This window comes from Rhodococcoides fascians A44A, assembly GCF_000760735.1.
GTDB lineage: Bacteria > Actinomycetota > Actinomycetes > Mycobacteriales > Mycobacteriaceae > Rhodococcoides > Rhodococcoides fascians_E.
The window spans coordinates 2644308-2670270 of sequence record NZ_JMEX01000008.1; the positions used below are offsets into that span (position 1 = coordinate 2644308).

24 protein-coding genes are annotated in these 25963 nt (G+C 65.3%); 11 read left to right on the plus strand and 13 right to left on the minus strand.

From position 1 onward, the window contains the following. Positions 1 to 13: 13 nt before the first annotated feature. Positions 14 to 1273, minus strand: a complete 1260-nt coding sequence (locus BH95_RS24635; RefSeq protein ID WP_037184703.1) for an NADH:flavin oxidoreductase/NADH oxidase family protein — start codon at positions 1271 to 1273, stop codon at positions 14 to 16. Positions 1274 to 1363: 90 nt separating this feature from the next. Here BH95_RS24635 and BH95_RS24640 point away from each other — a divergent pair, with 90 nt between their 5' ends. The 3 genes from BH95_RS24640 to BH95_RS24650 all read left to right on the plus strand — a co-directional run bounded on the left by BH95_RS24640 (position 1364) and on the right by BH95_RS24650 (position 5850). Then, positions 1364 to 1939, plus strand: coding sequence for a TetR/AcrR family transcriptional regulator (locus BH95_RS24640; protein ID WP_241483958.1), 576 nt, complete (start codon positions 1364 to 1366; stop codon positions 1937 to 1939). Between the two features lie 165 nt (positions 1940 to 2104). Next, entirely contained in the window at positions 2105 to 3676 is a 1572-nt protein-coding gene (locus BH95_RS24645) for an MFS transporter (protein ID WP_037185529.1), read from the plus strand. A gap of 41 nt (positions 3677 to 3717) precedes the next feature. Continuing rightward, positions 3718 to 5850, plus strand: a complete 2133-nt coding sequence (locus tag BH95_RS24650) for a thiamine pyrophosphate-dependent enzyme (protein WP_037184705.1) — start codon at positions 3718 to 3720, stop codon at positions 5848 to 5850. On the opposite strand, the gene BH95_RS24655 is transcribed toward BH95_RS24650, so the two are convergent. From BH95_RS24655 to BH95_RS24675, 5 genes are read right to left on the minus strand one after another with little or no spacing between them, the layout of a single operon-like run. After that, a complete protein-coding gene (locus BH95_RS24655) occupies positions 5847 to 6299 on the minus strand; it encodes a GNAT family N-acetyltransferase (RefSeq protein ID WP_019663700.1) in 453 nt (150 codons plus the stop codon). The two genes, BH95_RS24650 and BH95_RS24655, sit on opposite strands and share 4 nt — an antisense overlap. Beyond that, complete coding sequence (locus BH95_RS24660) at positions 6296 to 6964, minus strand: TetR/AcrR family transcriptional regulator (RefSeq protein ID WP_037163664.1); 669 nt, start codon at positions 6962 to 6964, stop codon at positions 6296 to 6298. The genes BH95_RS24655 and BH95_RS24660 overlap by 4 nt, the downstream gene beginning before the upstream one ends. A 20-nt stretch (positions 6965 to 6984) precedes the next feature. Next, a complete protein-coding gene (locus BH95_RS24665) occupies positions 6985 to 7170 on the minus strand; it encodes a rubredoxin (protein WP_019663698.1) in 186 nt (61 codons plus the stop codon). A 3-nt stretch (positions 7171 to 7173) separates the two neighbouring features. Then, positions 7174 to 7341, minus strand: a complete 168-nt coding sequence (locus tag BH95_RS24670) for a rubredoxin (RefSeq protein WP_019663697.1) — start codon at positions 7339 to 7341, stop codon at positions 7174 to 7176. Further along, on the minus strand, positions 7341 to 8621 hold the full coding sequence (locus tag BH95_RS24675; RefSeq protein ID WP_037184708.1) for an alkane 1-monooxygenase: 1281 nt from the start codon (positions 8619 to 8621) through the stop codon (positions 7341 to 7343). The genes BH95_RS24670 and BH95_RS24675 overlap by 1 nt, the downstream gene beginning before the upstream one ends. Before the next feature lie 301 nt (positions 8622 to 8922). On the opposite strand from BH95_RS24675, the gene BH95_RS24680 reads away from it, so the two are divergent. Beyond that, positions 8923 to 11100: a glutamine synthetase III family protein gene (locus BH95_RS24680; protein ID WP_037184710.1), complete on the plus strand. Its 2178-nt coding sequence runs from the start codon at positions 8923 to 8925 to the stop codon at positions 11098 to 11100. 97 nt (positions 11101 to 11197) lie between these two features. Here BH95_RS24680 and BH95_RS24685 read toward each other — a convergent pair whose 3' ends face one another. Genes BH95_RS24685 through BH95_RS24695 form a run of 3 tightly spaced genes read right to left on the minus strand, consistent with a single transcriptional unit; the run spans position 11198 to position 14236 of the window. Then, positions 11198 to 12703: a tripartite tricarboxylate transporter permease gene (locus BH95_RS24685; protein WP_019663694.1), complete on the minus strand. Its 1506-nt coding sequence runs from the start codon at positions 12701 to 12703 to the stop codon at positions 11198 to 11200. 16 nt (positions 12704 to 12719) lie between these two features. Continuing rightward, entirely contained in the window at positions 12720 to 13250 is a 531-nt protein-coding gene (locus BH95_RS24690; RefSeq protein WP_019663693.1) for a tripartite tricarboxylate transporter TctB family protein, read from the minus strand. Beyond that, entirely contained in the window at positions 13247 to 14236 is a 990-nt protein-coding gene (locus tag BH95_RS24695; protein ID WP_019663692.1) for a Bug family tripartite tricarboxylate transporter substrate binding protein, read from the minus strand. Before BH95_RS24695 ends, BH95_RS24690 begins: the two co-directional genes overlap by 4 nt. A gap of 106 nt (positions 14237 to 14342) precedes the next feature. Between BH95_RS24695 and BH95_RS24700 the strand changes: the two genes are divergently transcribed. The 3 genes from BH95_RS24700 (at position 14343) to BH95_RS24710 (ending at position 17373) form a co-directional block, all read left to right on the plus strand. Further along, entirely contained in the window at positions 14343 to 14762 is a 420-nt protein-coding gene (locus tag BH95_RS24700; RefSeq protein ID WP_019663691.1) for a universal stress protein, read from the plus strand. A 188-nt stretch (positions 14763 to 14950) separates the two neighbouring features. Beyond that, positions 14951 to 16354 (plus strand): hemolysin family protein, encoded by a 1404-nt coding sequence (locus tag BH95_RS24705; protein ID WP_037163673.1) that lies wholly within the window; start codon positions 14951 to 14953, stop codon positions 16352 to 16354. Next, positions 16351 to 17373 carry a hemolysin family protein gene (locus BH95_RS24710; RefSeq protein ID WP_026347541.1) on the plus strand — a complete coding sequence of 341 codons (1023 nt, stop codon included), beginning with the start codon at positions 16351 to 16353 and terminating at the stop codon, positions 17371 to 17373. The genes BH95_RS24705 and BH95_RS24710 overlap by 4 nt, the downstream gene beginning before the upstream one ends. Positions 17374 to 17744: 371 nt before the next feature. Here the strand turns inward: BH95_RS24710 and BH95_RS24715 are convergent, their stop codons facing one another. Beyond that, positions 17745 to 18233: a MarR family winged helix-turn-helix transcriptional regulator gene (locus BH95_RS24715; RefSeq protein ID WP_020111867.1), complete on the minus strand. Its 489-nt coding sequence runs from the start codon at positions 18231 to 18233 to the stop codon at positions 17745 to 17747. Between the two features lie 93 nt (positions 18234 to 18326). On the opposite strand from BH95_RS24715, the gene BH95_RS24720 reads away from it, so the two are divergent. Genes BH95_RS24720 through BH95_RS24730 form a run of 3 tightly spaced genes read left to right on the plus strand, consistent with a single transcriptional unit; the run spans position 18327 to position 21509 of the window. Beyond that, positions 18327 to 19436: an AbrB family transcriptional regulator gene (locus tag BH95_RS24720; protein ID WP_026347539.1), complete on the plus strand. Its 1110-nt coding sequence runs from the start codon at positions 18327 to 18329 to the stop codon at positions 19434 to 19436. 53 nt (positions 19437 to 19489) lie between these two features. Then, complete coding sequence (locus BH95_RS24725) at positions 19490 to 20959, plus strand: MFS transporter (RefSeq protein WP_244165127.1); 1470 nt, start codon at positions 19490 to 19492, stop codon at positions 20957 to 20959. Beyond that, positions 20949 to 21509, plus strand: coding sequence for a TetR/AcrR family transcriptional regulator (locus BH95_RS24730; RefSeq protein WP_026347538.1), 561 nt, complete (start codon positions 20949 to 20951; stop codon positions 21507 to 21509). The genes BH95_RS24725 and BH95_RS24730 overlap by 11 nt, the downstream gene beginning before the upstream one ends. 18 nt (positions 21510 to 21527) lie before the next feature. Here BH95_RS24730 and BH95_RS24735 read toward each other — a convergent pair whose 3' ends face one another. The 3 genes from BH95_RS24735 to BH95_RS24745 form a co-directional block, all read right to left on the minus strand. Further along, positions 21528 to 22463: an ABC transporter substrate-binding protein gene (locus BH95_RS24735; RefSeq protein WP_051104815.1), complete on the minus strand. Its 936-nt coding sequence runs from the start codon at positions 22461 to 22463 to the stop codon at positions 21528 to 21530. A gap of 74 nt (positions 22464 to 22537) precedes the next feature. Beyond that, the gene (locus tag BH95_RS24740; RefSeq protein WP_037184712.1) at positions 22538 to 24511 is read right to left on the minus strand and encodes a neutral/alkaline non-lysosomal ceramidase N-terminal domain-containing protein; all 1974 of its coding nucleotides are present in this window, start codon (positions 24509 to 24511) and stop codon (positions 22538 to 22540) included. Positions 24512 to 24601: 90 nt separating this feature from the next. Next, positions 24602 to 24976: a winged helix-turn-helix transcriptional regulator gene (locus BH95_RS24745; protein WP_019663681.1), complete on the minus strand. Its 375-nt coding sequence runs from the start codon at positions 24974 to 24976 to the stop codon at positions 24602 to 24604. Positions 24977 to 25086: 110 nt separating this feature from the next. On the opposite strand from BH95_RS24745, the gene BH95_RS24750 reads away from it, so the two are divergent. Next, a complete protein-coding gene (locus tag BH95_RS24750; RefSeq protein ID WP_052060214.1) occupies positions 25087 to 25932 on the plus strand; it encodes an SDR family oxidoreductase in 846 nt (281 codons plus the stop codon). The last annotated feature ends 31 nt before the right edge of the window (positions 25933 to 25963 follow it).

Consider the following 25963-nt stretch of genomic DNA (forward strand, 5'->3'; position numbering starts at 1 on the left):
TGTGTTCATCCCGCTACTTGGATCCGCTGCGCCTGCTCCGGAAGGCATCGAGCCCGTTGCGCTGCAGAGTCCTCACCGCGGTGCGCCAGACGGATCGGTTCGGGTCCGGCTCGGACCCCGCACCGATCAGGTGCAGCTGGTCGGTGTGCCACTGCAGGTCGAGGGCGCCGTCGAGCGGCTTGGCGAACCTGCGCGGCAACCCGAGGCCGATCGCCGGCGACACGACGCTGTCGGCCCCGCCTCGAAGCAGCGCGTTGCCTGCGTCGGGTGTCACGGCGGCAGGTCGCCCGAGACCGACGACGTCGCACTCTCCCGACGCCACCGCGGCACCCATCGCCGACCGCGTGCGGAAGCCTCCGGTGACCGCGAGCGGAACGTCGCCCGCGGCAGTGCGGACCTCGCGGGCATAATCCAGGAAGTACGCCTCACGCCGACGCGTACTGTCGGCCACCGACCGGCCCATCATCGCGGGCGACTCGTAGGTTCCACCGCTGATCTCGATCAGATCGATGTGCTCGTCGGCCAGATGTTCGACGACGAGGCGTGACTCTTCTTCGCCGAATCCGCCGCGTTGGAAATCCGCCGAGTTGAGCTTGATGCCGACGGCGAATCCGGGGGACACGGCCGTGCGGATGGCGCGGACCACGTCGAGTACGAACCGCATGCGGTTGTCGAGACTGCCACCCCATCGGTCTTCACGTCGGTTGGCCGACGGTGAGAGGAACTGCGAGACGAGGTAGCCGTGTGCCCCGTGGATCTGGACGCCGTCGAATCCGGCGGACTCGGCGACGAGTGCTGCGGTCGCGAATCGCTCGACGATGCCCCGAATCTCGTACTCCGTCATGGCGCGCGGTGCCGGGATGCCAGGAATACCGGGAGCGATCGCCGACGGCGCGATCGGCTTGGACCGGGTCGCCATCGGATTGGCCTGGCGACCGGGGTGGTTGAGTTGCATCCAGATCGGAGAACCGCCGTCGCGCGCGGACTTGGCCCACCGGGTCATACCGTCGAGGTCGCGGTCGTCCTCGATCACCACGTTCCCGGGTTCACCGATGTGGTGACGGTCGACCATGACGTTGCCGGTGAGAACGAGACCGTAACCTCCTGCGCCCCAGCGCGTGTACAGGCGTTCGAGCCGAACGTCGGGACTGTGGGTCCTGGTGCCGAGGCCCTCGCTCAACGCGGCCTTCATGAGGCGGTTCGGCAGCACCTGACCGCACGCCAAGGTCAGCGGTGCCGCGAGCGTGGTGACAGGATCGACCTCGGTGGTCATGGTGGCCTCTCGTCGTCGACGTTATGCTGTAGTGCATACCCGAGGTCACCGTATGTGTGACGATCGGTAACGTCAAGAGGGGTAGGTCGCGTGAGTCGGAGTACAGCCCGCGAGGACATGTTGCGCAGCGCGGCCCTGCTGTTCAGGGAGCGCGGCGTCGAGGCCACGTCGCTCGCGGACGTCATCGAGCATGCAGGCGCGCCCCGCGGGTCCATCTACCACCACTTCCCCCGCGGAAAGCCGCAGCTGGTCGAGGAGGCGACGAGGACCGCGGGTGCGCTGATGGGGTCGATGATCTCCCGCGGTCTCGCGAGCGACGGGCCCGCTGCGACGCTCAGAGCCATCATCGGGGGTTTCCGTCAGCAGTTGGAAGCCACCGAATACACCGCGGGTTGCCCGGTGGCCCCGGCTGCACTGGAGGGCATGAATTCGCCCGCGGCCCTCGTCGCCGCCGGTGAGTCGTTCACGTCCTGGGAGGACACGATCGCCGCGTCGCTGTGGCAGCGCGGACTGTCGCAGGACCGTTCGAGAGGTCTCGCCACGATGGCAATCGCGTCGTTCGAAGGGGCTCTGATCATCGCGAAAGCCCAGCGCAGCACCGCCGCGCTGGACCGGGTCGAGGTCGAACTTCTCGCCTGGCTGGAGGCTGCGCTCGACGCATCCTGACGCCACAACTGTTGCTATTACTTCGAGTTACAGTTACCTTCCGATGGTCGCTATGCAGCGCGTCATAGTCCGGGCATGTTCGAAAAGCTCGCGGCATGACCAGTCGAGAAGGATCCGCCCATGGTTCGAACATTTCAGCACCGATCGCTCGCATCCCCTGTATCGATGTCGACAGCCAGGCAACGCTGGATCGCGCTTGTCGTCATCTGTACCGCCGAACTGCTCGTCGTACTCGACAACACCGTCGTCAACGTCGCGCTCCCGTCGATGGGCCTGCAACTGAGGTCCAGCATCAGCGGCCTGCAATGGGTCGTCGACGCCTACACGCTGACCTTCGCCGGACTCCTGCTCGCGTTCGGCCATCTGGGGGATCGCTACGGGCGGAAGAAAGTCATGATCGTCGGCCTCGCCGGAATCGCAGTGATGTCGATCGGCGGCGCGCTTGCAGCGAACCTCGGGCAGGTGATCGCGGCCCGCGCGCTGATGGGAATCTGTGCCGCAGCCGTGTTTCCGGCAACCCTCGCGCTGATCATCAACATCTTCTCCGACGCCAGGGAACGCGCACTCGCCATCGCTGCGTGGACCGCGATGGCAGGTTTCGCCATCGCGATCGGACCCACCGCGGGAGGCTTTCTGCTGGAACACTTCTCGTGGCACTCCGTGTTCTGGATCAACGTGCCCGTGGCCGCGGTGGTGCTGGCTGCGGCATGGAGATTCGTGCCGGAGTCCAAGGCGTCGCACATCGGTCGGTTCGATCCGGTCGGCATCGCTCTGTCCCTGGTCGGCATCACCGTACTGGTGTGGGCCATCATCGAAGCCCCGCATCAGGGTTGGTTGTCCGGAATCAGTGTTGCGGCCTACCTGCTCGGTGTCGTCTGCCTCGCGGTCTTCGTGTGGTGGGAACTACGCACCCCCTCGCCCGTACTCGACATGGCGCTGTTCCGGATCCGCCGATTCTCGCTGCCTGCCTTGGCCATCGCCGTCGCCTACTTCTCGATGTTCGGGTTCCTGTTCATGATCACCCAGTACTTCCAGGGTGTGATGGAACTCAGCCCACTCCAATTCGGCATCCACTCGCTACCGTTCGCGGTGTCCATCGCTATCGGCGCACCACTGGCCACCTTGATCGCACAGCGCGTCGGTACCACGGCGGTGATCGTCTTCGGACTCGTCGTGATGAGCGTCGGCATGTTCATCGCGGGACAGGTGAAGGTCGAAACCCCCTACCTCGGACCGGTGTTGATCTCGATGGTGCTGATGGGATTGGGACTGGCCATCGTTCAGGGGCCGGCAACGGAATCCATCATGTCCTCGGTCTCGCTCGACGAGGCAGGGGCAGGCTCGGCCGTCAACGACACCACCCGCGAAGTCGGCGGAACGCTCGGAGTCGCGGTGCTGGGGTCGATCGTCGCGTCCATCTACACCACGAAGGTGGGACCTCGAATCGACGCGATCCCCGACGCCCTCATGGAGCCCTACCAGAAGGCGTTCGCCCGGGAGACCGTCGTCAGCGTCATCGAGATCGTCAAGGCGTCGACCAATTCCGTCTTCGCCGCGCAGAAGGCGGACTTGGTGTACGCGATGAAAGCCGCATCGCTGGAAGGTTTTCAGCTCGCGTCGTACGTCACCGTCGGGTCGGCACTGGCCTGCGCCCTCGCCGTGGCCGTGTTCCTCCCGTGGGCGCGTCAGTCCGGAACCGGTGTGCTCTTGGCCTGGCGAAACACCGACTCGCGCTGACTTCGCCCGCGTGCGGTGCCGCACGCGCATATCCTGACCGCATGGCCGAGCCGATCGACGAGTATTTCCTGCAGTCGATCCGAGCTGCGGGAGCAAGCCGAGAAGAACTCGGGCCGACTCTCACCCCGACGAGAGCACTGGAGTTGTTCGACGCTCAACTCGGCAGCCGCCACCTCGACCTGGCGGCACGATGGTTGCGGTCCCACGGCACGGGCTTCTACACGATCGGATCGTCCGGGCACGAGTTCAACGCGGCCGTCGCCGGTGCATTCCGGCCGACGGACCCGGCTCTTCTGCACTATCGGTCCGGCGCGTTCTTCCTGGAACGCGCCAGACAGGTAGGGGGAAGCGATCCCATTCGCGACGTCCTGCTCGGGGTCGTCGCCGCCACCGAGGACCCCATCTCCGGTGGCAGGCACAAGGTGTTCGGACGAGCTGACCTCGCGGTCCTCCCGCAGACCTCGACCATCGCATCGCATCTGCCGCGCGCGGTGGGAGTCGCGTTCTCCGTGGCGCGGGCCCGCAAGCTCGGGGCGGACTCCCCGTGGCCGTCCGACGCGGTGACCGTGTGCAGCTTCGGTGACGCATCCGCCGGGCACTCCACCGCGGTAGGGGCGATCAACTCCGCGATCAACACTGCGTATCAGGGCGTTCCGATGCCGCTGCTGTTCGTCTGCGAGGACAACGGAATCGGTATCAGCGTGCGCACCCCCGCGGGCTGGATCGCGTCGAACTTCTCCACCAGAGCGGGCCTGGAATACTTTCACGCGGACGGCCGAGACCTCGAGGCCGTCCACGCCGCGTCGATCGCGGCCGCGACCTGGGTTCGAACACGGCGTCGTCCGGCCTTCCTGCACATCGAGTCGGTCCGGTTGATGGGCCACGCAGGATCCGACGTGGAGTCGTCCTATCGGTCGGCTGCGGAGATCACCGCCGATCTCGCCCGCGATCCCGTTCTCTGCACTGCACGGCACCTCGTCGACGCGGGCGTGATCGGTGTCGACGACGTGGTGGAGCTCTACGAGAACAAGCGCGCACACGTGCTGCGTGTGGCGCGGGACGTAGCCGAGCTACCGCAGTTGAACAGCGCGGCAGCAGTCATGGAACCCCTGACGCGGGTAGCCGACACGGCCAAGGAATCGACCGGGGAAGGCGGCCTGGAGTTACCGGCGGGCACCACCCTGGCGAAGGCCGTGAACGCTGCGCTGCAGCACATTCTGTCCACCCGTCCCCAGTCGATCCTGTTCGGCGAGGACGTGGCGCGCAAAGGTGGAGTGTACGGCGTCACCCGAGGTCTGCAGGCGCACGCCGGAGCGGCCCGGGTGTTCGACACCGTGCTCGACGAACAGACGATCCTCGGGCTGGCCCTGGGAGCCGGAGTGTCCGGTCTGCTCCCGATCGCCGAGATTCAGTACCTCGCCTACCTGCACAATGCGGCAGACCAACTTCGCGGGGAAGCGGCGACCCTGCAGTTCTTCTCGAACGGACAGTATCGAAATCCGATGATCGTCCGGATAGCGGGATACGGCTACCAGAAGGGCTTCGGCGGGCACTTCCACAACGACAACGCTGTCGCCGCCCTGCGCGACATTCCCGGCATGATCATCGCCTCGCCGTCGATGCCGGACGACGCAGCCGCCGTGCTTCTCGCCTGCGCCCACGCTGCCGTGGAACACGGCGCCGTGTGCGTCGTCTTGGAACCCATTGCGCTGTACCACACCAGGGATCTGTACCTGGACGGCGACGGACTGTGGCTTGCCGGGGGAGCAGTGTCGCCTGCCTGGATCGGACGCGCTCGAATCCACGGCGACGGAGTCGATCTCACCATCGTCACCTTCGGCAACGGCGTCAGGATGAGCCTGCGGGTCGCGCGGGCACTCGCCGACGACGGCGTGGGCGTGCGCGTAGTCGACATCCGGTGGATCGCACCACTTCCGTTGGCGGACATCGTCGAACATGCAGAGGCCACCGGCCGCGTGCTGGTGGTGGACGAGACGCGGAAGTCCGGTGGTGTGAGCGAAGGCATCGTCACCGCAGTGGTCGACGCCGGATACTCGGGCAAGGTGCGACGCGTCTGCAGCGAGGACAGTTTCATCCCACTGGGCGATGCAGCACTGCACGTCCTGCTGTCCGAGAACGCCGTCCTCGAAGCAGCACGGCAGATGACCGCCTAATCGCCCTTCCTGGTCATGGGAAGGTGGGGGATCCCGTCCTCGTCGTAGTTCTCACCGCTGCGAACGAAACCGAACCGGCCGTACCACTGCTCCAGTTGAGCCTGTGCGCCGATGACGATGGTGTCACCGTGTGCGTGATCGATTGCCGCGCGCAGCAATTCGGCACTCAGGCCACGGCCGCGAGCGTCCACCGCCGTACACACCCGTCCGATTCTGGTTTCCCCGTCGGTGTACAGCAACCGCAGCGTGGACACGATCCGTCCGTTGTCCGTGTGCCAGAAATGCACCGTCGACGGATCCTCGTCGGCGCCGTCGAGCTCCGGGTACGCGCAGTTCTGCTCGACGACGAACACGTCGACCCGCAATTTGCACAGAGCGTAGACCTGGTGACCGGACAGCTCGGCGAAGTGCGCGCGGTGTAGCTCGCTCATGCGGTGTGCCTCGCTCATGCGGTGCCCTTGATTGCGTCGACGAACGGAGTGAGCAGCGACGCCAGGTCCGCAGCCACGTCGGACGAGTTCTCCGGCGGCATCGAGATGTAGCTGAGCGCCAGCCGAACCACGGTGCGCCCCAGCACGTCTGCGTTGTGCGCCGACGCGCGAAGCCAACTACGCTCGAACGTCGACGCCAGCCGCAGCGACGCATGCTCGATCAGGGCACCGCTCTCGGTGGTGACCAGCCGCAGCAGGTCCGGCGGAGGATCGTCCGTCAGCATCGACAGCACCAGCGGGTCCGATGCACTGCGACCGAAGAACTCGGTGAACGCGACGTAGAGGGTGCGCAGACTGTCACCCTCGTTGGCATACACCGCATCGTCCACCGCCGAGACGAACGAATCCGTCAACCGCAGTGCGTACCCCTGTGCCAACCCTTTACGGGTACCGAACTCCTTGTACAGCGTCTGCCGCGAGATGCCCGCAGCCTTGGCGACGTCCGCCATGTTGACCGTCGACCACGTGCGCTCGAGCAGGAGATCGTGCAGCCCGTCGAGAATCGTCGTCCGCATCGGACTCGACACGGCACCCGTGAAGGGTGCGTGCTTGATCGGTGCGTGCTTGATCGGTGCGTCCTGATAGAGGCTCGGGTCGACCGGTTGCGTTGACACGACCCCCACTCTATCGGGCGCCCCGAGGGTCATGGCCTGCTGATCTCGACCATGAAGAAGTCGGCCTTCGCAGCGCCGCAATCCGGGCAGCTCCAATCCTCGGGGATGTCCTCCCACCGAGTGCCCGGCTCGATCCCGTCCTCCGGCCAGCCCAGTTCCTCGTCGTACTCGAAACCGCACTGAATGCACTGGTAGAGCTTGAAATCCGTGGCCATCTCTCATCCTGCTTTCTGTTCGAAGTCGATCTTCTCCCGGACACCGCAATCCGGGCACGGCCAATCGTCGGCGATCTCGGACCACGGCGTTCCTGCCGGGAAACCTTCACGCGGCGCCCCGGCAGCCTCGTCGTAGACGTAGTTGCACACCGGGCACTCGTACGCCGTCATCACTTCGCGTCCTTCGGTGCATCCGTAGTTGCATCCGTAGCTGCATTTGATTGGCTACCGGACCGGGCGCCGTGGCGTGCGAGGATCTTCGCGCGCTTGCTCGGCTCGATGTTGACCGCGGTGATGTCACCGCGGTAGTGCTCGAGAACCCTGTGGTCCATCACCTTTCGCCAGATCGGCGGGAAGTAGGCGACGGTGATCATGCTGGCGTACCCGCTGGGAAGGTTGGGTGCACCTTCCATGCTGCGCAGGGTCTGGTATCGCCTGGTGGGGTTGGCGTGGTGATCGCTGTGGCGCTGCAGGTGGTACAGGAAGATGTTGGTGACGATGTGGTCGGAGTTCCAGCTGTGGGCAGGTGCGCACCGCTCGTAGCGTCCTGACTTGGTGGTCGCCCGCAGCAATCCGTAGTGCTCGAGGTAGTTCACCGTCTCGAGCAGCGAGAACCCGTACACCGCCTGGATGAGAAGGAACGGCAGGATGCCGACACCGAACACTGCCGTCAGAACGCCGAACAGCACGACGGACATGAGCCAAGCGTTGAGTACGTCGTTGCGAATGTTCCACGTGGACTTGCCCAGTCGCTGCATGCGCGTCTGCTCGAGCTTCCAGGACGATTTCAGACTGCCCCACACGCTGCGAGGAAGGAACCGCCAGAAGCTTTCGCCGAACTTCGAGCTGGCGGGATCCTCGGGGGTCGCGACGCGAACGTGGTGCCCACGATTGTGCTCGATGTAGAAGTGGCCGTAGAACGTCTGCGCCAGAGTGACTTTGGACAGCCAGCGCTCCAAGCTGTCCTTCTTGTGACCCATCTCGTGCGCGGTGTTGATTCCGACGCCGCCCATGACGCCGATGCTGATTGCCAACCCGATCTTCGAGGCCAGCCCGAGGCCACCGTCGATGCCGAGCCAGCTCAGGTTGTCCGCCGTCCACAGGTAGCAGGCGATCACCAGACTCGCGAGTTGGAACGGAATGTAGATGTAGGTGCAGTATCGGTAGTACTTGTCGTTCTCCAACGCTTCCATGACCTCGTCCGGCGGATTCTGGCCGTCGGGCCCGAAGAACAGGTCGAGGATCGGCAACAGCCCGTACACCAGAATCGGCCCGATCCACCACCAGATCGGTGAGACGGCATTCCAGCCGAGCTGGTTGAACGCCCACACCAGACCCAGCGCCATGAAGATCGCGGTCGGCGGCACCAGGCCGAACAGCCACAGATACCGCTTCTTGTCCCGCCACTCGTCGACCGGCGTATTCGACTGTGGACTCGTCTGGGTTGCCACGACTGAACTCCTCGTCTTCAGGCGATCGAGCCCTCTCGAACGCCTAGTGGTGTCGATCACTGTGCGGATGACAATACCGCGTAAATGTAAACCTGGATAGACAAAATTGAAAATTTGTCCATCGGGTTGTGACTCAGTCCATATCCGAGCGTTGTGATCGGGTGCCGGTCCCGTTCGAGCGTCGACGTCGAATTGCAGTGGTCACAGCGGCGAAACATTGCCGCCACGGGAGCTTCGTAGTGTCGCCAGGTCGGACTCCGCGAAATCCAATTGCGGAGCGCACCTTGTCAAGGGGTAGCTCATGAGTGGAAATACCGTCCGCCTGCAGGCGATCAAGGACGTCGAGGCGTACGTCCCGCCTGCGGTCAGCTTCGTCGGGGAAGAGAAGCCCGGCGAGATCTTCGGCGAGAACGTCTTCAGCAAAGTGGTCATGCAGAAGCGCCTGCCCAAGTCGGTCTACAAGTCGGTCATCGCGACGATCGAGAAAGGCATGGCCCTCGATCCCATGGTCGCCGACGCCGTGGCGTCGGCGATGAAGGATTGGGCGCTCGAGAAAGGCGCCACCCACTACGCGCACGTCTTCTACCCCCTGACGGGATTGACGGCGGAGAAGCACGACAGCTTCTTCGACCCCGTCGGTGACGGCAGTGCGCTCGCCGAGTTCGCCGGCAAGACCCTCATCCAAGGCGAGCCCGACGCGTCGAGCTTCCCCAACGGCGGTCTGCGCAACACGTTCGAAGCCCGCGGCTACACGGGTTGGGACGTCACCAGCCCGGCGTACGTGCTCGAGAACCCGAACGGCAACACGCTGTGTATCCCCACGGTGTTCGTGTCCATGACCGGCGAGGCGCTCGACCACAAGACGCCGCTGCTCCGTTCGCAGCAGGCGATGGGTGGTCACGCCGAACGCATCCTGACGCTCTTCGGACACGAGGACATCGAGAACATCGTGTCCTTCTGCGGCCCGGAGCAGGAGTACTTCCTGGTCGACCGTCACTTCTTCCTCGCACGCCCGGACCTGCTCAACGCAGGCCGTACGCTGTTCGGCTCGAAGCCCCCCAAAGGGCAGGAATTCGACGATCACTACTTCGGCGCCATCCCGGAGCGTGTCCTCGGCTTCATGATGGACACCGAACGCGAGCTGTTCAAGCTCGGAATTCCAGCGAAGACACGGCACAACGAGGTCGCGCCGGGGCAGTTCGAGATCGCGCCGATGTTCGAGCGCGGCAACATCGCAGCGGACCACCAACAGCTGTTGATGACGACGTTCAAGACGATCGCCAAGAAGCACGGCATGGAATGCCTGTTCCACGAGAAGCCGTTCGACGGCGTCAACGGATCCGGCAAACACGTCAACTTCTCGCTCGGCAACTCCGAGCTCGGGTCACTGCTGGTGCCGGGAGACAACCCGCACGACAACGCCCAGTTCCTCGTCTTCTGCGCTGCGGTCATCCGAGCGGTGCACAAGTACGGCGGCCTGCTGCGCGCCTCGGTGGCGTCGGCGACCAACGATCACCGGCTCGGCGCCAACGAAGCCCCGCCGGCCATCATCTCGATCTTCCTCGGCGACCAGCTCGCCGACGTCTTCGATCAGATCGCCAAGGGCGCGGCGACGTCGTCGAAGGGCAAGGGAACCATGATGATCGGGGCCGACACGCTGCCGGTGCTCCCGACCGATCCGGGCGACCGCAACCGGACGAGCCCGTTCGCGTTCACCGGCAACAGGTTCGAGTTCCGCGCACCGGGCTCGATGCAGACGGTGAGCGGGCCGATGGTCACGATCAACACCATCATGGCCGAGTCGCTCGACTACATGGCCACCAACCTGGAAACCGCGGTTGCGAACGGCACCGAATTCGACACGGCCGTCCAGAATCTGCTCACCGAGATCATCACCGAGCACGGTGCCGTGGTGTTCAACGGTGACGGTTACTCCGACAACTGGCAGATCGAGGCCGAGTCCCGCGGGTTGCCGAACCTGCGTACGACGCTCGACGCCCTACCGGAACTCATCACCGATTCCGCGATGGAGCTGTTCGAGAAGTACAATGTCTTCAATCACCGAGAGATGCACTCGCGGTACGAGATCGGCTTGGAGCAGTACGCACTGACGGTGTTCGTCGAAGCGCGCCTCACCGTCGAGATGGGCCGGACATCGGTGCTTCCGTCGGCCGTGCGGTACCAGACCGAGCTGGCGCAGAACGTCGCAGCGCTGAAGGCTGCAGGCGTCGAAGCCGACACCGCCGAACTGCAGTCGGTGTCCGAGCCGCTGTCCGCGTTGCGTTCGGCTCTGGCGACTCTCGAGGCTGCACTGGACAGCGACCCCGGCGGCGACGCTCTCGCCGAGGCGACCCACGCGAAGGACGCTCTGCTTCCTGCCATGGCCGCAGTCCGGACAGCAGCGGACACTCTCGAGGGCATGGTGGCGGACGATCTCTGGCCGCTTCCGACCTACCAGGAAATGCTGTACATCCTCTGACTCACGTGAGCCCAATGTGAGTGGAAATGACAGTGCCATCGGGTCGCTCCGCAGGCTCCGCTCCTGTCCAGGGCCTGCATTTCCACTCACACAGGGGTCAGAAGTCGACCTTCGCCCGAGCGCGAATCTTGCTCACGATCGTGAAGACGATGGCCAGAGCCATCAGGGAGTACAGCACCACGGTGATGGCGCTGCCGACGAGAATGGTCGGATCGCCTTCGCTGACGGCGAGCGCGCGCCGTAGCGAATCCTCGGCGAGGGGTCCGAGGATCACCGCGATGAGGACCGGGGCCAGCGGAATACCGTAGCGGCGCATCATGAATCCGAGGATTCCGAGGCCGAGCATGAACATCAGATCGACGATGGACGCACTGGATGCGTAGACACCGAGGGCCGCGAACACCGAGATGCCTGCGTACAGGTAGTTCTTGGGGATCTTCAGCAGCTGCGCCCACAGCGGGGCGAACGGCAGGTTGAGGATCAGCAGCACGATCATCGCGAGGAACAAGCTGGCGATGAGGGCCCAGACGATGTCGCCGCTGCGTTCGAACAGCAACGGCCCCGGCTGCATTCCGTACTGCTGGAACGCCGCGAGAAGGATCGCCGCAGTGGCGGACGTCGGCAGCCCCAGAGCGAGCAGTGCGCCCATCGCGGTACCGGCCGTGGAGTTGCCCGCAGCTTCCGGCCCGGCGACGCCGCGGATAGCGCCCTTGCCGAACATCGGGTTCTTGCGCCGACGGTCGAGCCTGCGCTCGGTGCCGTACGCGAGGAAGCTCGGGACCTCGGCGCCGCCGGCGGGGATGACGCCGAACGGAACTCCGAATGCGGTGCCGCGCAGCCAGGCCGGCAGCGCCTCCCGGAACTCGGACTTGCTCAGCCACGGCCGACCGCCCGAGTTGATCAACGAATTGTCCTCGGGGCGGCCGATTCTCGATGCGATGTGAATGACCTCGCCGAGCGCGAGCATCGCGACGGTGATGACGACGATGTGGATGCCGTCGAACATCGCGGGTACGTCGAAGGTGAAGCGCGACGCCCCGGACGGCCCGTCGATGCCGATGACCGCCAAGGTCAGGCCGATCAACAGAGCCGTCAGACCCTTCAAGGCGGAATCCGATACCACCGCGGACGTCGCGATGAACGCGAACACCGCGAGAGCGAAGTATTCGGCGGGCCCGAAGTTGGTCGCCAGCGAGGCGAGGGTCGGGGCGAAGAACACGACGAGTGTCGTCGCGATCATGCCGCCGATGAACGACGCGATGGCCGAGGTCGCCAAAGCCTGGGGCGCACGACCGTTCTTGGCCATGCGATGGCCTTCGAAGGTGCCGGCGATGGCGGTGCTGTTGCCGGGGGTGTTCATGAGGATGCCGGAGATCGAATCGCCGAACAGTCCGCCGAAGTACACACCCGCGAACATGATGAGGGCAGCGGTGGGATCGAGGGTGAACGTCACCGGGAGCAGCAGGGCCACAGCCATGGCCGAACCGAGGCCGGGGAGGACACCGACAGCGGTGCCCAGGAGCGCGCCGACGAACACCCACACGAGGTTCATCGGCGTCAGCGCCGTGCCGAAGCCCTCGAAGAGATTGTTCAGTGAATCCATGAGAACGTCAGCTCCATCAGAAGATCTGGGCGAGAACGCCGCCGGGCAAGGTCAAGCCGAGGCCGGCGGAGAACGCCAACTGCACCGCCGAGGAGACCAGTAGCGCCACGGCCGCGTCGAACACGTAGCGGCGTCCGCCGAGGCCGATCGACACACCCCAGAACAGCAGTGCACCGGCGAGGACCCAGCCGAGCGGGTTGAGCAACACGATGAACAGCGCGACCGATCCGACGGTGATCGCCAGGGTGCGCCAATTGCTGACCGTGCCGGTCAACGCGCGTCCGTCGTCGTCGACGCCCCGATCGATCTCGTCGGGCCTGACCAACAACTGAATGGTGACCAGTACGGCTACGACGAAGCAGCCTCCCGCCACGATGGAGGGGAACACCTGCGGCCCGGGGGACGTCGCGGTCGCCGGAACATCCATGGTGATCGTTCCGTAGACGAGGAAGATGCCGAGCGCGACGAGCAGCGCCGGAACGATCAGTCCGCTACGGCCGACCCAGAACGAGCGCGAGGTCTCGGATTTCGTAGTCGTGTCGGTCATACGAGTCCCAGCTCTCGGAGAATGTCGGTGATGCGGGTCTGTTCCACATCGAGGAACTCGGCGAATTCGTCCCCCGTCGAGAACGATTCCTTCCACCGATTACGTTCGACGGCCCCCTGCCACTGCTCCGTCTCGTGCATTTCGGTGGCGATCGCGATCAACGTGTCACGGTCCTCGTCCGAGATACCGGGTGGCGCGACGATGCCGCGCCAGTTCACCAGGTCGACGTTGTATCCGAGCTCGGTGAAGGTGTCGACGTCGATGCCGTCGACGGGTTCGGGTGCGGCGACCGCGAGTGCACGGACGTTGCCTGCCTCGATCTGGTCGCGGAAGTCGTTGTATCCGCTGACGGCGACCCCGACCGTGTTGGACAGCAGCGAGGTGAGGACTTCGCCGCCTCCGGAGTACGCGATGTAGTTGATCGCGGCGGGATCGATGTCGGCTTCCTGCGCGAGCTGGCCTGCCACGATGTGGTCGATGCCGCCGAGCGATCCGCCGCCGATGGGGAGGCCGCCGGGGTTGGCACGCCACGCCGCGATCATGTCCTCGAGATTCTGGTACGGCGATTCCTTCGGCACGACGAAGACCTCGAAGTCCTCGGCGAGCTTCGCGATGGGAACGGTGTCGGCCAGTGTCGTCTCGGAATTGTTGATCGCGATGCCGCCGAGCATGACGGTGCCGGTGATCATCACCGTCGTCGCCTGACCGGACAGATTGTCGAGCTGGCTGAGGCCGATCGTTCCACCCGCACCCGGCACGTTGACCACCTGCGCGTTGTTGACGATGCCGTCGCTGCGCAGGGCTTGCTGCGCTTCGCGGGCGACGAGATCCCAGCCGCCACCCGCCGCGGCAGGCGCGATCATCGTGAGCTTGGACCTGGCGTCGGAGCCGCTTTCGCTGCGGCTCGCATCGATACCTGCGACGCTCACGGCAGCCACGACGGCGACGGCAAGAATCGACTTGGACAATGTGGGCGAGACCGCCATCAAAAACCTTTCGTGTGATGTGTCACAGCGACACAGTAGATACGCTTTGTCCGAATAGTCCAATCATTCGACGTGACCACAATGAGCACAATTCAGAGGAAGTGAAATGCCCATGTCTGTAGCGGTAGTGGCGAGCGATTCGCCCGAGGGTCGGGAGGCCCTCGTCCGGGCTGTGTCGGAAGCGAACCTCCGGGGCCTGGAGCTCGTCGCCCTGGCTGTCGTGGACACCAACTCCGTGTCCGAGGAGGACAGGGAAGCAACGACTCTCGCGACGGAGCAGATTCTCACCAGCCGCGGTGTCGCTGACGCGACCTTCTCGGTGCGCGTCGAACCGGACGGGGGAGATCCCGCCGGAGCGATCGTCGACCTGGTCGCCGACACCGGTGCCGAACTTCTCGTCATCGGGTCGAAGCGGCGCTCTGCCGTCGGGAAATTCTTGATGGGAAGCACCGTGCAGCGTGTGCTTCTGGACAGTCCGGTCCCGGTTCTCGTGGTGAAAGCACCCGAAGTCGAGCGAGCCCGCTAGAATCGGACATCACGGTCCGAAGCAACACCCGAAACCACGGTGTTGCAGCACCCGAAACCACGGTGTCGAACAAACCAGGGTCGTGCACTGCCCAACCCATCAAACAGAGGATTCATGGACAGCGATAAACCCGGGCCGGACACGGCCCCCCGCACTATTTCCACGACGTGCGAGGCGGTGTCCGGCGAATGAGCGTGATTCTCACTCTCTTGCTCGGCTTCCTCGTCGTATTCCTGATCACGGTCGGTACCGGCTACTTCGTGGCCCAGGAATTCGCGTACATGACGGTGGATCGCTCACGGCTGAAGGCTCGCGCCGAAGCCGGTGACGCGGGTGCCCGTCGAACTCTTCAGGTAACCAAACGCACGTCCTTCATGCTGTCCGGTGCCCAACTGGGAATCACCGTGACCGGACTGCTCGTCGGTTACGTCGCCGAACCACTCATCGGTCAGTCGCTCGGCACCATCCTCGGCGGTGTCGGAATCCCGACCGCCGTGGGAGTCGGCATCGGCGCAGTGCTCGCGCTGCTGTTCTCGACGTTCATTCAGATGCTGTTCGGCGAGCTGTTCCCCAAGAACTTCGCGATCGCTCGTCCCGAGCCGGTGGCCCGGTGGCTGTCGCTGTCGACCACCATCTATCTCAAGCTCTTCGGTTGGCTCATCACCATTTTCGATCACGCGTCGAACCTGTTGCTGAAGGCACTGAAGATCGAACCGGTGCACGACGTCGAACATTCGGCCACCCCTCGGGACCTCGAGCACATCGTCGCCGAGTCCAAGGACTCCGGAGATCTGCCCGACGAGCTGTCGGATCTGCTCGATCGCATCCTCGACTTCCCGACCCGCACGGTGGAACACGCGATGATTCCTCGTTCGCGGGCGGCGACCGTCCGCGCGACGGACACTCTCGCCGAGGTCAAAACGCTGATGGGGCAGGAGCACTCCCGGTACCCCGTCCTCGACGACGACGACGGAATCGTCGGCGTCGTGCACCTGCAGGACATCCTCGCGGTGACCGATCGACCGGATGCTCAGGTGTCCGAGTTCGTCCGCCCCGCGTTGATCCTGCCCGAGGTTCAAGCCCTGCCCGACGCCGTCGTCGAGCTGCGGTCGTCGAAGAACCAACTCGCCTGCGTCATCGACGAATACGGCGGGCTGACGGGCGTTGTCACGATCGAGGATCTCGCCGAGGAACTCGTCGGCGAGATCACCGACGAGCACGACGAGGACGAAGTCGATCAGACCCCGATCGCGGGTGAGGACGGCTCCTGGACCATGGCGGGTGAGGTACACGTCGACGAGGTCGAGCGGTCGATCGACCACGACCTTCCGGACGGTGATTACGAGACCATCGCCGGTTTCGTCATCGCGCATCACGGTTCGCTACCGACCGTCGGCACACGCATCGAGGTGGATCTGCCGGCCGAGTCGGAAGACCTCATCGCCGACGACGACGAACTCCCCGAGCGTTTCGTGTCCGTCGAGGTGCTCGAAATCGACAACTACGTCCCATCGTCCGTGCGCCTCGAACTGGGGCAGCGGGACAAGGTCGAGGCCGATTCGGTCGAGGCGGAAATGGATGATCACCGATGAGTAATCCCTGGGTAGTTCTCGTGGTCACCATCGGGCTCATCGCAGCCAGTGCGTTCTTCGTCGCAGTGGAGTTCGCGTTGCTGGCGGCCAAGCGTCACCGGCTCGAGGACGCGGCTCCGAACAGCAGGTCGGCGAGGGCCGCACTCCGTAGTTCGAGCGAGCTGACGGTTCTGCTGGCAGGCTCGCAGCTCGGAATCACGCTGTGCACGTTGGCGCTCGGTGCAACGACCAAGCCCGCGGTGCACTACGCACTGACTCCGATGTTCGAGTCCTGGGGCATCCCGTACTGGGTCGCCGACGTCGCGGGCTTCGTTCTCGCGTTGATCATCGTCACCTTCCTGCACCTCGTCGTCGGTGAGATGGCACCCAAGTCCTGGGCCATCGCTCACCCCGAGAAGTCGGCGACGATGCTGGCACTGCCGATGCGCGGTTTCATGTTCCTGACCCGGCCCGTCATCGTCGCGATGAACGAAATGGCCAACTGGTTGCTCCGCAAGGTCGGCGTCGAGCCGGCGGCGCAGGTGGCGTCGGGCCAGAATCCGGACGACCTGAGGCAACTGGTGGAGCATTCGGTGAACGTCGGTGCGCTCGATGCGAGTTACTCGGTCCAGATCGCGGGTGCGCTCGAGTTGCAGAACCTGCAGGTCGGCGATCTCGTTCGTGCGCAGGGTGTCCCGATCTCGGTCCCGACGGACGCGACGGTCGAGGACGTGCGTGCAGTGGCCCTGGAATCCGGTCATCTGCGCATCCTGGTACGTGACGGTGACACGATCAGCGGTGTCGTGCACGTGCGTGACACCCTCGCCGGGGACGTGACGCTCGCCGAGGTCACTCGGCCGGTCTTCACGTTGGAGGCGTCGACGCCGGTCTATGTCGCTCTCGCGTCGATGCGTGAGACGAGCAGTCATCTCGCACTCGTCGTGAACAGCTCCGCGGACGGAGCCGATACGACGGTGGGCGTCGTGACGCTGTCGGACGTTCTCTCCCGTCTGCTGCCGACACCCGTACCGGCAGGCTAGCCGCAGGAAACACGAGGGCCGCACCGAGAATCACAGCCCGTCGGGTCGTTCCCGCAGGCTCCACTCCTGTGCGGCCCTCGTCGTGTGTAGTGCCACCGCAGTGATCAGGCTGGGGTGATCAGGCGGGGGTGATCAGGCTGGGGTGATCAGGCGGGGTTGATCACCAGGAGGGTGGCCCAGTAGGTGGCGATATCGTGTCCGAGCTGGGGGAGCAGGGCGTCGTACAGCAGGTAGGACATGAGGGGCGAACTCCTTGTTCGTCGCTGCGCCGCACGCGGCGCACGGTGGCGGGCATCGACGTTCATGTTTCCCCACGCCGGGCCCGTGGTCAACGTGCGACGTGGAGCCCGCGGAACGTCCCCGAGATCCGGTCAGGGTTGTCGGACGAGGGGCTCGGGACTTCTGGCCAGCTTCCACAGGATCGGGGCGGCGAGGTGCAGGACATCGCGTTCCAGTTGGGTCAGTTCCTCGCTCATAGCGTCGGCGAGCCAACTGTCGCGCTGTTCGCGGTCCGCTGCGACGAGTTCGGTGCCGGAGTCGGTGATGCGAATCAGCAGGCGCCGACGGTCGCCGGGATCGGGGCTTCGGGTGATGAACCCTTCGGCCTCGAGTGCATTCAGGTTGCTGGTGAGGGATTGGATCCGCACGCCTTGCATCGCGGCGAGGTCGACGGGTGCGCTGGACCCTCCGCTGCGTTCCACGTCGCCGAGCACCTGCATCTGGCTCGGCGTGAGGTAGTGCCGGGGGCGTTGGCGTCGGAGCCTGCGTGTCAGGGCGAGCATCGCCTCGCGCAGCTCGGTCGCGTGCGGCGGACTCACCTCCGCGCCGGCAGGTTTGATGGCGGTGTTGTCGATGCTCATGCGTTCCGACCCCGTTCTTGGTAAGGGTGTACGTACCTTTAACAGCCTTCGAATCGATTATGTGCGTCCCAATGATAAGAGTAGGCTTAGCGTGTGCGAAAACTTGGGTACACGCTGCAGCGAGCTGTGAGGCTGTGGGTGGGCCTCGTACTCGCCACCGGGGTGGTGTGGGCGGTTCTGGCCGTGGCCAAGCTGTCGGCAGCACCGTTGTTCGCCTCGCTCGTCGTCGCGGCCGTGTTCGCGGTGAGGGGGTACGGACCCAGTAAAGTGCCGAGGCCTGCGGGTATGGCAGCGCAGGGCATTCTGGCGGTCAGCATCGGATTCATGATCGACACGGAGACGCTGTCCGCGCTCGGGGCGAACTGGCTTCCGGCGCTTGCCGTATGTCTTGCCACGTTGATCGTCAGTGTCGGCGCCGGAGTGCTACTCGGCGCCCACCGCGACGTCGACGTGCTGACCGGCGCACTGTCGATGATCGCCGGGGGTGCTCAGGGCCTCGTCGCGATCGCCCGAGAACTCGGTGGTGACGAGCGGATCGTCGCCGTCGTGCAGTACGTCCGCGTCGGTCTGATCATCGTCACCATGCCGTTGGTTGCGACGCTCGTGTTCGGTGCCGGCTCGTCGGGCGGCGCGCTGGGTTCGGGTGACGGTAGCCCGCTCTACGTGGACCTTCTGGTGGTGCTCGGATGCATCGTCGTCGGAATCGGGGGTGCCCGCCTGATCAGGTTGCCCGCGCCTGCCACGCTCGGGCCGCTGGTGGCGTCGGGCGCGCTGGAGTTGTCGGGGTGGATCGACTCGGTGTCCGCGCCGATGGTCCTGCTGCCGATCGCGTTCGTGCTGATCGGTTGGCAGGCGGGCCTCGCTTTCACCGGTGAGAGTGTGCGGGCGGTCGGCCGGGTGTTGCCGTGGGCGATCCTGCTCATCGTGATCCTCGGCGTCGTCTGCGCGCTGCTGGGCCTCCTGCTGTCCCACCTGACCGGGATCAGTCTGCTCGAGGGATACCTCGCGACGACGCCGGGTGGTCTGTCGGCGGTACTGGCCGTGTCCGCTGCCAGTGGCGCCAACGTCACGTTCGTGGCGGCGGTGCAGGTGATTCGGTTGGTCATCATGCTGTTCGCCGCGCCGTTCGGGGCCAAGGCGTACCTGGCGGTCAGGGCGCGGTCCGAGCGCAAGAAGCAGCGAGACGACGCCCTCGTGGGCTGACCGTCACTTCTGTCGATTGGATGATGAAAGAGGAAGTCGCTTATCATCAGCCGATGACATCGACCGGTGACATACGCGATGCCCCAGTCGGTACGCGCAGCCGACTGCTCGTACCTGTCCTGATCGCGATCTGCACCATCGTGGCTGTCGTCAGCAGTGTCGGTGCACCGCTCATCCCGACGGTGGCCGAGACGTACGGCGTGTCCTTCACCGGAGCCCAGTGGTCGTTGACCATCACCATGCTCACCGGCGCCGTGACGGTTCCCGTACTCGGACGGCTCGGCGACGGGCCCAGGCGTCGGGAAGTGCTGATCGGTGCCCTGGCCGTGGTCCTGCTGGGATGCATCTTCGCGGCCGTCCCCGGTAACTTCGCCCTACTGATCGTCGGGCGTGGTCTACAGGGAATCGGGCTCGGCCTGATGCCTCTGGCCATGGCCATCGCCCGCGACCACCTGGACCCGCCGCGGGCCCGCTCGTGTGTCGCGGCACTGTCGGTGACCGCCGTCGCCGGTATCGGCCTCGGATATCCGTTGACCGGCGTCATCGCCCATGTCTGGGGATTTCACGCGTGCTTCGTCGTGGCCGCACTGGCGTCGGCGCTGGTTCTCGTGTCGGCCGTCGTCGTCGTACCGAGCAGCGGGCACCTGACGCGGCACCGGCTCGACGTGACGGGCGCCCTCGTGCTGGGCGCAGGCCTGACGTTCCTGCTCCTCGCGATCAGCCTCGGTGGGCAGTGGGGTTGGGGCTCACCGCTGCTCGTCGGTTCGTCCGCAGCCGCCGCCGGCACCCTCGCCCTGTGGGCTCGCCACGAACTGCGCACGCCGCACCCCATCGTCCAGCTTCGACTGCTGCGGAACCGGTCCGTACTCACCGCCGACGTCACCGGGCTGCTGGCAGGCATCGGCATGTTCGTGCTGTCCTCGACGGTCATCCGGCTGGTGCAGACCCCCACCGACACCGGGTACGGCCTCGGTCGGTCGGCCATGGTCGCCGGACTCGTCCTGGTGCCGTTCTCGCTGGCCAGTGTCGCCGCCAACCGTCTGCTGCCCGCAGCGAGCAGGGTCCTGCCGAAGAACCTGATCATGCCCATCGGTGCACTGGCATTCGTCGCCGCGCTCGTCGTCTTCCTCGTCGGTCGCTCGGAACTGTGGATCGTGTTCGCGGTGATGGGCATCGCCGGTCTGGGTGTCGGCTTCACGTTCGCCGCCATGCCTGCACTCATCGTCAGTGCCGTTCCACAGCACGAGACCGGCAGCGCCCTCGGCGTCAACCAGGTCACGCGCACGGTGGGCGGTGCCATCGGAAGTGCGGTCAGTGCAACGGTTCTGGCGGCGTACACGGTGCCGGACACCCTGTACCCGACGGCCGACGGATACGAGGCCATCATCGTCGTCGGAGCCGTCCTGTGGCTCGTCACGGCACTGTTGGCAACGGTGCTGCCCTACGCCCGTCGGCGAGCGTCTCGAACACCGAAGGCGAACGGCAGCCCACGCGGTGATCTCGAGGTACGTCATGGGATCTGAGGGGCGAAGCAGGAATTCGGCGCGTACCAGGGCGGATTTGCTGGCTGCCGCGGCCGAGCTCTTCGGGCAGAGGGGATTTCAGAAAACGACCCTGCGTGACATCGGCGATCGTGCAGGCGTCGACCCGGCGCTCGTTGCACGATACTTCGGCAACAAGGCGGCGCTGTACCTCGCGACCCTCCCCACCGACGACACAGGCCCGGACCTCGCCGACATCGCCGATCCGTCGCGCATCGAGGACACGATCAGGAGGGTCGCTCGCCTCGGACCCGGACCGGTTCTGCATGCCGTCGTAGGCAAGCACGACGACCCGGACGTGCAGGCGACCGCAGCCGAGCGGGTGGACAAACGACTGACGGTAGGGCTCGAGAACCGGCTGCGCGCAGCCGGTGCCGGTAATCCGCGGCTACGTGCACAGGTGGCGGTCGCGGCGCTCTCCGGCATCGCGCTCGGCCGGGCTGCCGGCACGCTCGACGAACTGGCGACCGCGGATCAGGACGACGTCGTCGCCCTGACCGCACGGATACTCGGATCCCTGCTCGAGCCGTGAATCACGTCCAGAGATGCTTCAGGACTCCAGTACGTCGAGCATCTTGTTCGCTTTCATGATGCTGCCGAACAGGTAGGCGTTGGACGGCAGGTACTCGATTCGTCCCTGAAGGAGGCCGAACAGCGGGTTGGACTTGACGGTGTCGAGGAACTGGCCGGGCTCGGCCGCAGCACCGTCGGTGACGACGAAGATACGGTCGGCGTCGAGCAGATTCGTCTGCTCGAGGCTGACCTCGAAGAACGAATCCTCCGCTGTGCCGACGTCCTGGTACTCGGGCGAGCGGAAGCCGACTGCCTTCGGTGTGGTCCAGATGAACGAGCCCTCGTATCCCATGTAGTTCAACTTGTCCGAACGCACGCGGACGAAGCTGGCCGTGCCCGGGTCGGGACCGAGTTCCTGCCGCACCGCGTCGACGCGGGCCTCGTAGTCCGACAGCAGCGTGGCGGCCTCGTCCTGTTTGCCGAGGTGATCGCCGAGCAGCCGGAGGGTTTCCTTCCACTCGTTCGCGACATCCCCGACGGCGACGGTCGGGGCGATGCCGGAGACGTTGTCGTAGAACTCCCGCTGGGACTCGTCCTCACTGGTGACGATGATCAGGTCGGGGTTTGCGCCGATGACCTTCTCCACGTCCACGTTGGCCTCGGAATCGCCCACCGACGCGGCGTTCTCGGGAAGCTTCTCGGCGATGAAGTCCGGCCAGGTGCCGGTCGTCTTCGGAACGACCGTCGCGACGGGTTCGACGCCGAGAGCGAGGACCGACTCGAGCACGTTCCCGGCGTCGAGCACCACGACACGCTGCGGGTCCACCGGAATGTCCGTGGTGCCGTACAGGTGGGTCACGGTTCGAGTGTCGGCGGACGAGGTCTCGTCTTCCTGCGGAGAGCTGCACCCGGCCAGGACTGCCACGCACACGAGGGATGCCGCGAACGTACTTTTGTAGACAACATTAGGCATGGCTTAGAAACTAGAGAGTGACTCCACTCGGACACAACTCGGCGCGGCTGACGTGACACGTCTCACTTCAAGCTTCAACCGACTTCGAACGGCGACGAGACCCCGGTGAACGGTATCGGACGCCCAGCGAGATCGCGCGAGCTCCCGTAGAGCACCACCCGATACGAGCCCGCAGGCTGATCTGCCGGTATGTCCCACTCGACGGTCGTCGTGGTGATCGGCCCGGCGGCGTCGAAGAAGATCTTCGTGTACCAATCGCCGTCGTCGTATTCGCGAGTCCACGTACCCGCTCGGTCTCGCTCGATCGCGAGATAGGTGTCGTCGCGGCGTAGATCGGAGTTCGGGTTGGAACCGGAAAAACGAACCGACACCCGCTGCCCGACGCCGTATGCCGCGGCCGGTTGGGTCAGGACGTCGCCGAACGTGGTTCCGGGTGCGGCCACGTCGACGAAGGACAGTCCGCCGGGGGAGTTGGGAATCGATCCGGTGAGGTCTCGCTGGGGTTCTCCGCTCGGTACGGGTGTTCCGTCGCGGAGAGCGACGGCGAGTTCGGTCGCGATCTGCACGGTGGCGGGCAGTTGCCAGCGCCCGAATGCGGTGGCGCCGCCCTCGTAGTCCTGCTGGTCGTACTCTTCCGGAGTGGTGACGTAGTGGCCGTAGCCGTTGGTGTAGCCCTGGACGACGACGAGTTCGCGGTCGACTCCCAAGGTGTCCGCCAGCGCGGTCCGCAGGCGCGACCCGGCCATCACCGTCGGCTCGAACGGGCAGGAGAAGAGGTGGAATGCGCCCAGTCGTGCCAGATGAAACGGCAGGACCTGCTGTACGACACCAGGGATCAACCCGACGGGGAGTATCACGTCCTTGGGTGCGTGTGCGTCGCGCAACCACTGAGGCACGACAACCGAACCGATCGCTGCCAGAGCAGGATTGCCGCCGCGCTCGCCCTCCTGCAGTCCGAGCTCCGGCAGGCCGCCACCGTCCTCCTGGCTGGACGCGGCGAAGGCGGCACCGAGGGCCGCGGGGCTGGTGGTGTGGGTGCGGCCGTCGCCGGTGAACTCCGGTCGTACCGTGACGGACGCGAAGTCGACGTACATCCCGCGCATCTCGATGCCGGACTGCAGTGCGGTGCCCGGTGCGCCGATCTGCGCACTCGCCGAATCGAATTGGCGTTCGCCGATGATGCGGGTGTTCTCGAACTCGTCGGCCGTCGGACCGGACCCGGGCTGCTTGTCGAGGTTCGGTGTCACATCGCCCGGTGTGCTCTGGCAGAACGCCGCGACGAACGACGGATCGCGGTAGTCGACGCCCGCGACCTCACGCTCCCAGTGCCACGCCGCGTAACCTTTGTTGTCGGTGCTCACCAGCAGATTGGTCGCCTTCATCGACGTACCGTGTGTGGCAAACCAATTGACGACGCCCGCGAGCTCACCGCGTCTGGACACCTGCAGCGTCACCGAGCGTGGATCGATCCGCCCCGGCAGTTCGGCGGCGTCGGGGTTCCTGTCGAACGCCTGCGGCGAACGGTTCACTCCGGCATCGGTCAGGGAGGATGCGGTGACGACGACATCCGAGGGCTGAATGTCCTCGTGTGCCCGCGTGATCGCGTCGACGATGCCGGAGACGTTGGCCTCGAACGTGATCGGCCGGAAGCCGAGGGTCGTGATGTCCACGAGGAGGTGTCCGTCGGTACCGCCCGGGGCAGCGTGGGTGTGCGTGGCCGACAGCAGGACGTTCCCGCGATGGTAGAGGTGCCCGTACCGAGCGTCGAGCCGAGTGAGCACCGCTTCGAGGATGCTCTCGAACATCAACCCGACCTCGCACGTCACGTGCACCAGGCGAGTGTCCGACGCCGGATCGACGAAGACGAATGCCCGCGCGCGCTGCCGTAGATGAAGGCCTGCGCTCGATTGTTCCAGTACCGCATAGCCGTTCATACCTGCGCCGAAGGGCTCACCCGTCATGTCGCCGATTCCGCGACCGACATGCAGTCCGGCGGGCGACGCCCATGCGGATGTCGATTCGCGCGTTGCAGTCGCCAGAGTTGCCACGCCGGCTGCAGCAAGGAATGTTCTTCTTGACGGATGCGAGGTCACCGTTGACACGCTATAGCCGCTGCTTCTTTCAGGCGCGCAAATCGCTCAGCGAGCGTCGTGCTGCGCGCGAGCGTCGAGAACGGCGGGGAGATTGGATTCGACCAACTCGATCAGGCCGACCAGTCGATCCGCGACGGACCGGCCGAGTGGGGTGAGGCTGTATTCGACCTTCGGCGGGATCGATTCCAGGACAGTACGCAGGACGAATCCGTCGCGTTCGAGGGTCTGCAGCGTCTGGGACAGCATGCGCTCGCTGACTCCGTCGACCCGTCGCCGAAGGGCGTTGAACCTGTAGTCGCCTTCGGACAGAGCGGCGAGCGCGAGGATGCCCCAGCGGCTGGTGACGTTCTGCAGTGCTTCACGTGAGTGGCAGCCCCGCGCGAAGACATCGGCCTCGAGGGTCGGGTCCTGTTCGCTCATGTAGTCCAGGGTAGCGCATGCAGATGGATTAGCGCTGCATCAAAAGGTTGCACTGTCGAAAAAGTAAGTGCATAGTGGTCGACGAACACCGACAACCGGAGGAACAAATCATGACCACAGCAGTTACCGGCGCAACCGGACACCTCGGCGCACTCGTCGTCGACGGCCTGATCGAACGTGGCACGGCCGCGGGCGACATCGTCGCCGTCGTCCGCGATGCAGCCAAGGCGCAGTCGCTCGCAGACCGGGGAGTCCAGGTGCGCGTCGCCGATTACGCCGACACCGACGCGCTGAAGGCAGCGCTCGCGGACGTCGACAAGCTTCTGCTGGTTTCGGGGTCGGACGTCGGCCGGCGCATCGCGCAGCACGAGAACGTCATCGGCGCAGCCGAGGCTGCAGGCGTGTCGCTCATCGCGTACACCTCGTTGCTGAAGGCGGACACGTCCGGACTGAGCCTCGCACCCGAACACCTCGCGACCGAGAACCGCCTGGCCGAGTCCTCGATCCCCACCGTCGTGCTGCGCAACGGCTGGTACTGGGAGAACTACCTCGGCGCACTGCAGCAGGCAGCCGACAGCGGTGTACTGCTGGGCGCAGCGGGCGAGGGCAAGCTCGCGGCCGCGTCGCGCGCGGACTTCGCAGCCGCTGCGGTGGAGGTGCTCCTCGCCGCGGATCAGGGCGGCAAGGTCTACGAACTGGGCGGAGACGAGCGGCTCACCTACGCCGAGCTCGCCGCCGTGTTCACGCAGGTGTCCGGCAAGCCGGTCGAGTACAAGAACGTGTCGGAGGACGAGTACAAGGGCGTCCTCGAAGGAGCGGGCCTGCCCGGCTTCGTCGCCGAGATGCTGTCGAGTGCCGACGCGGGAATCGCGCGCGGCGAGCTCGACACGGACTCGGGCGACCTCCAGAAGCTGATTGGCCGTGCGTCGACTCCCGTCGCGTCCGTTCTCGGCTGACGGTAGGACGGAAGGGAAGCCGGGCGGACCG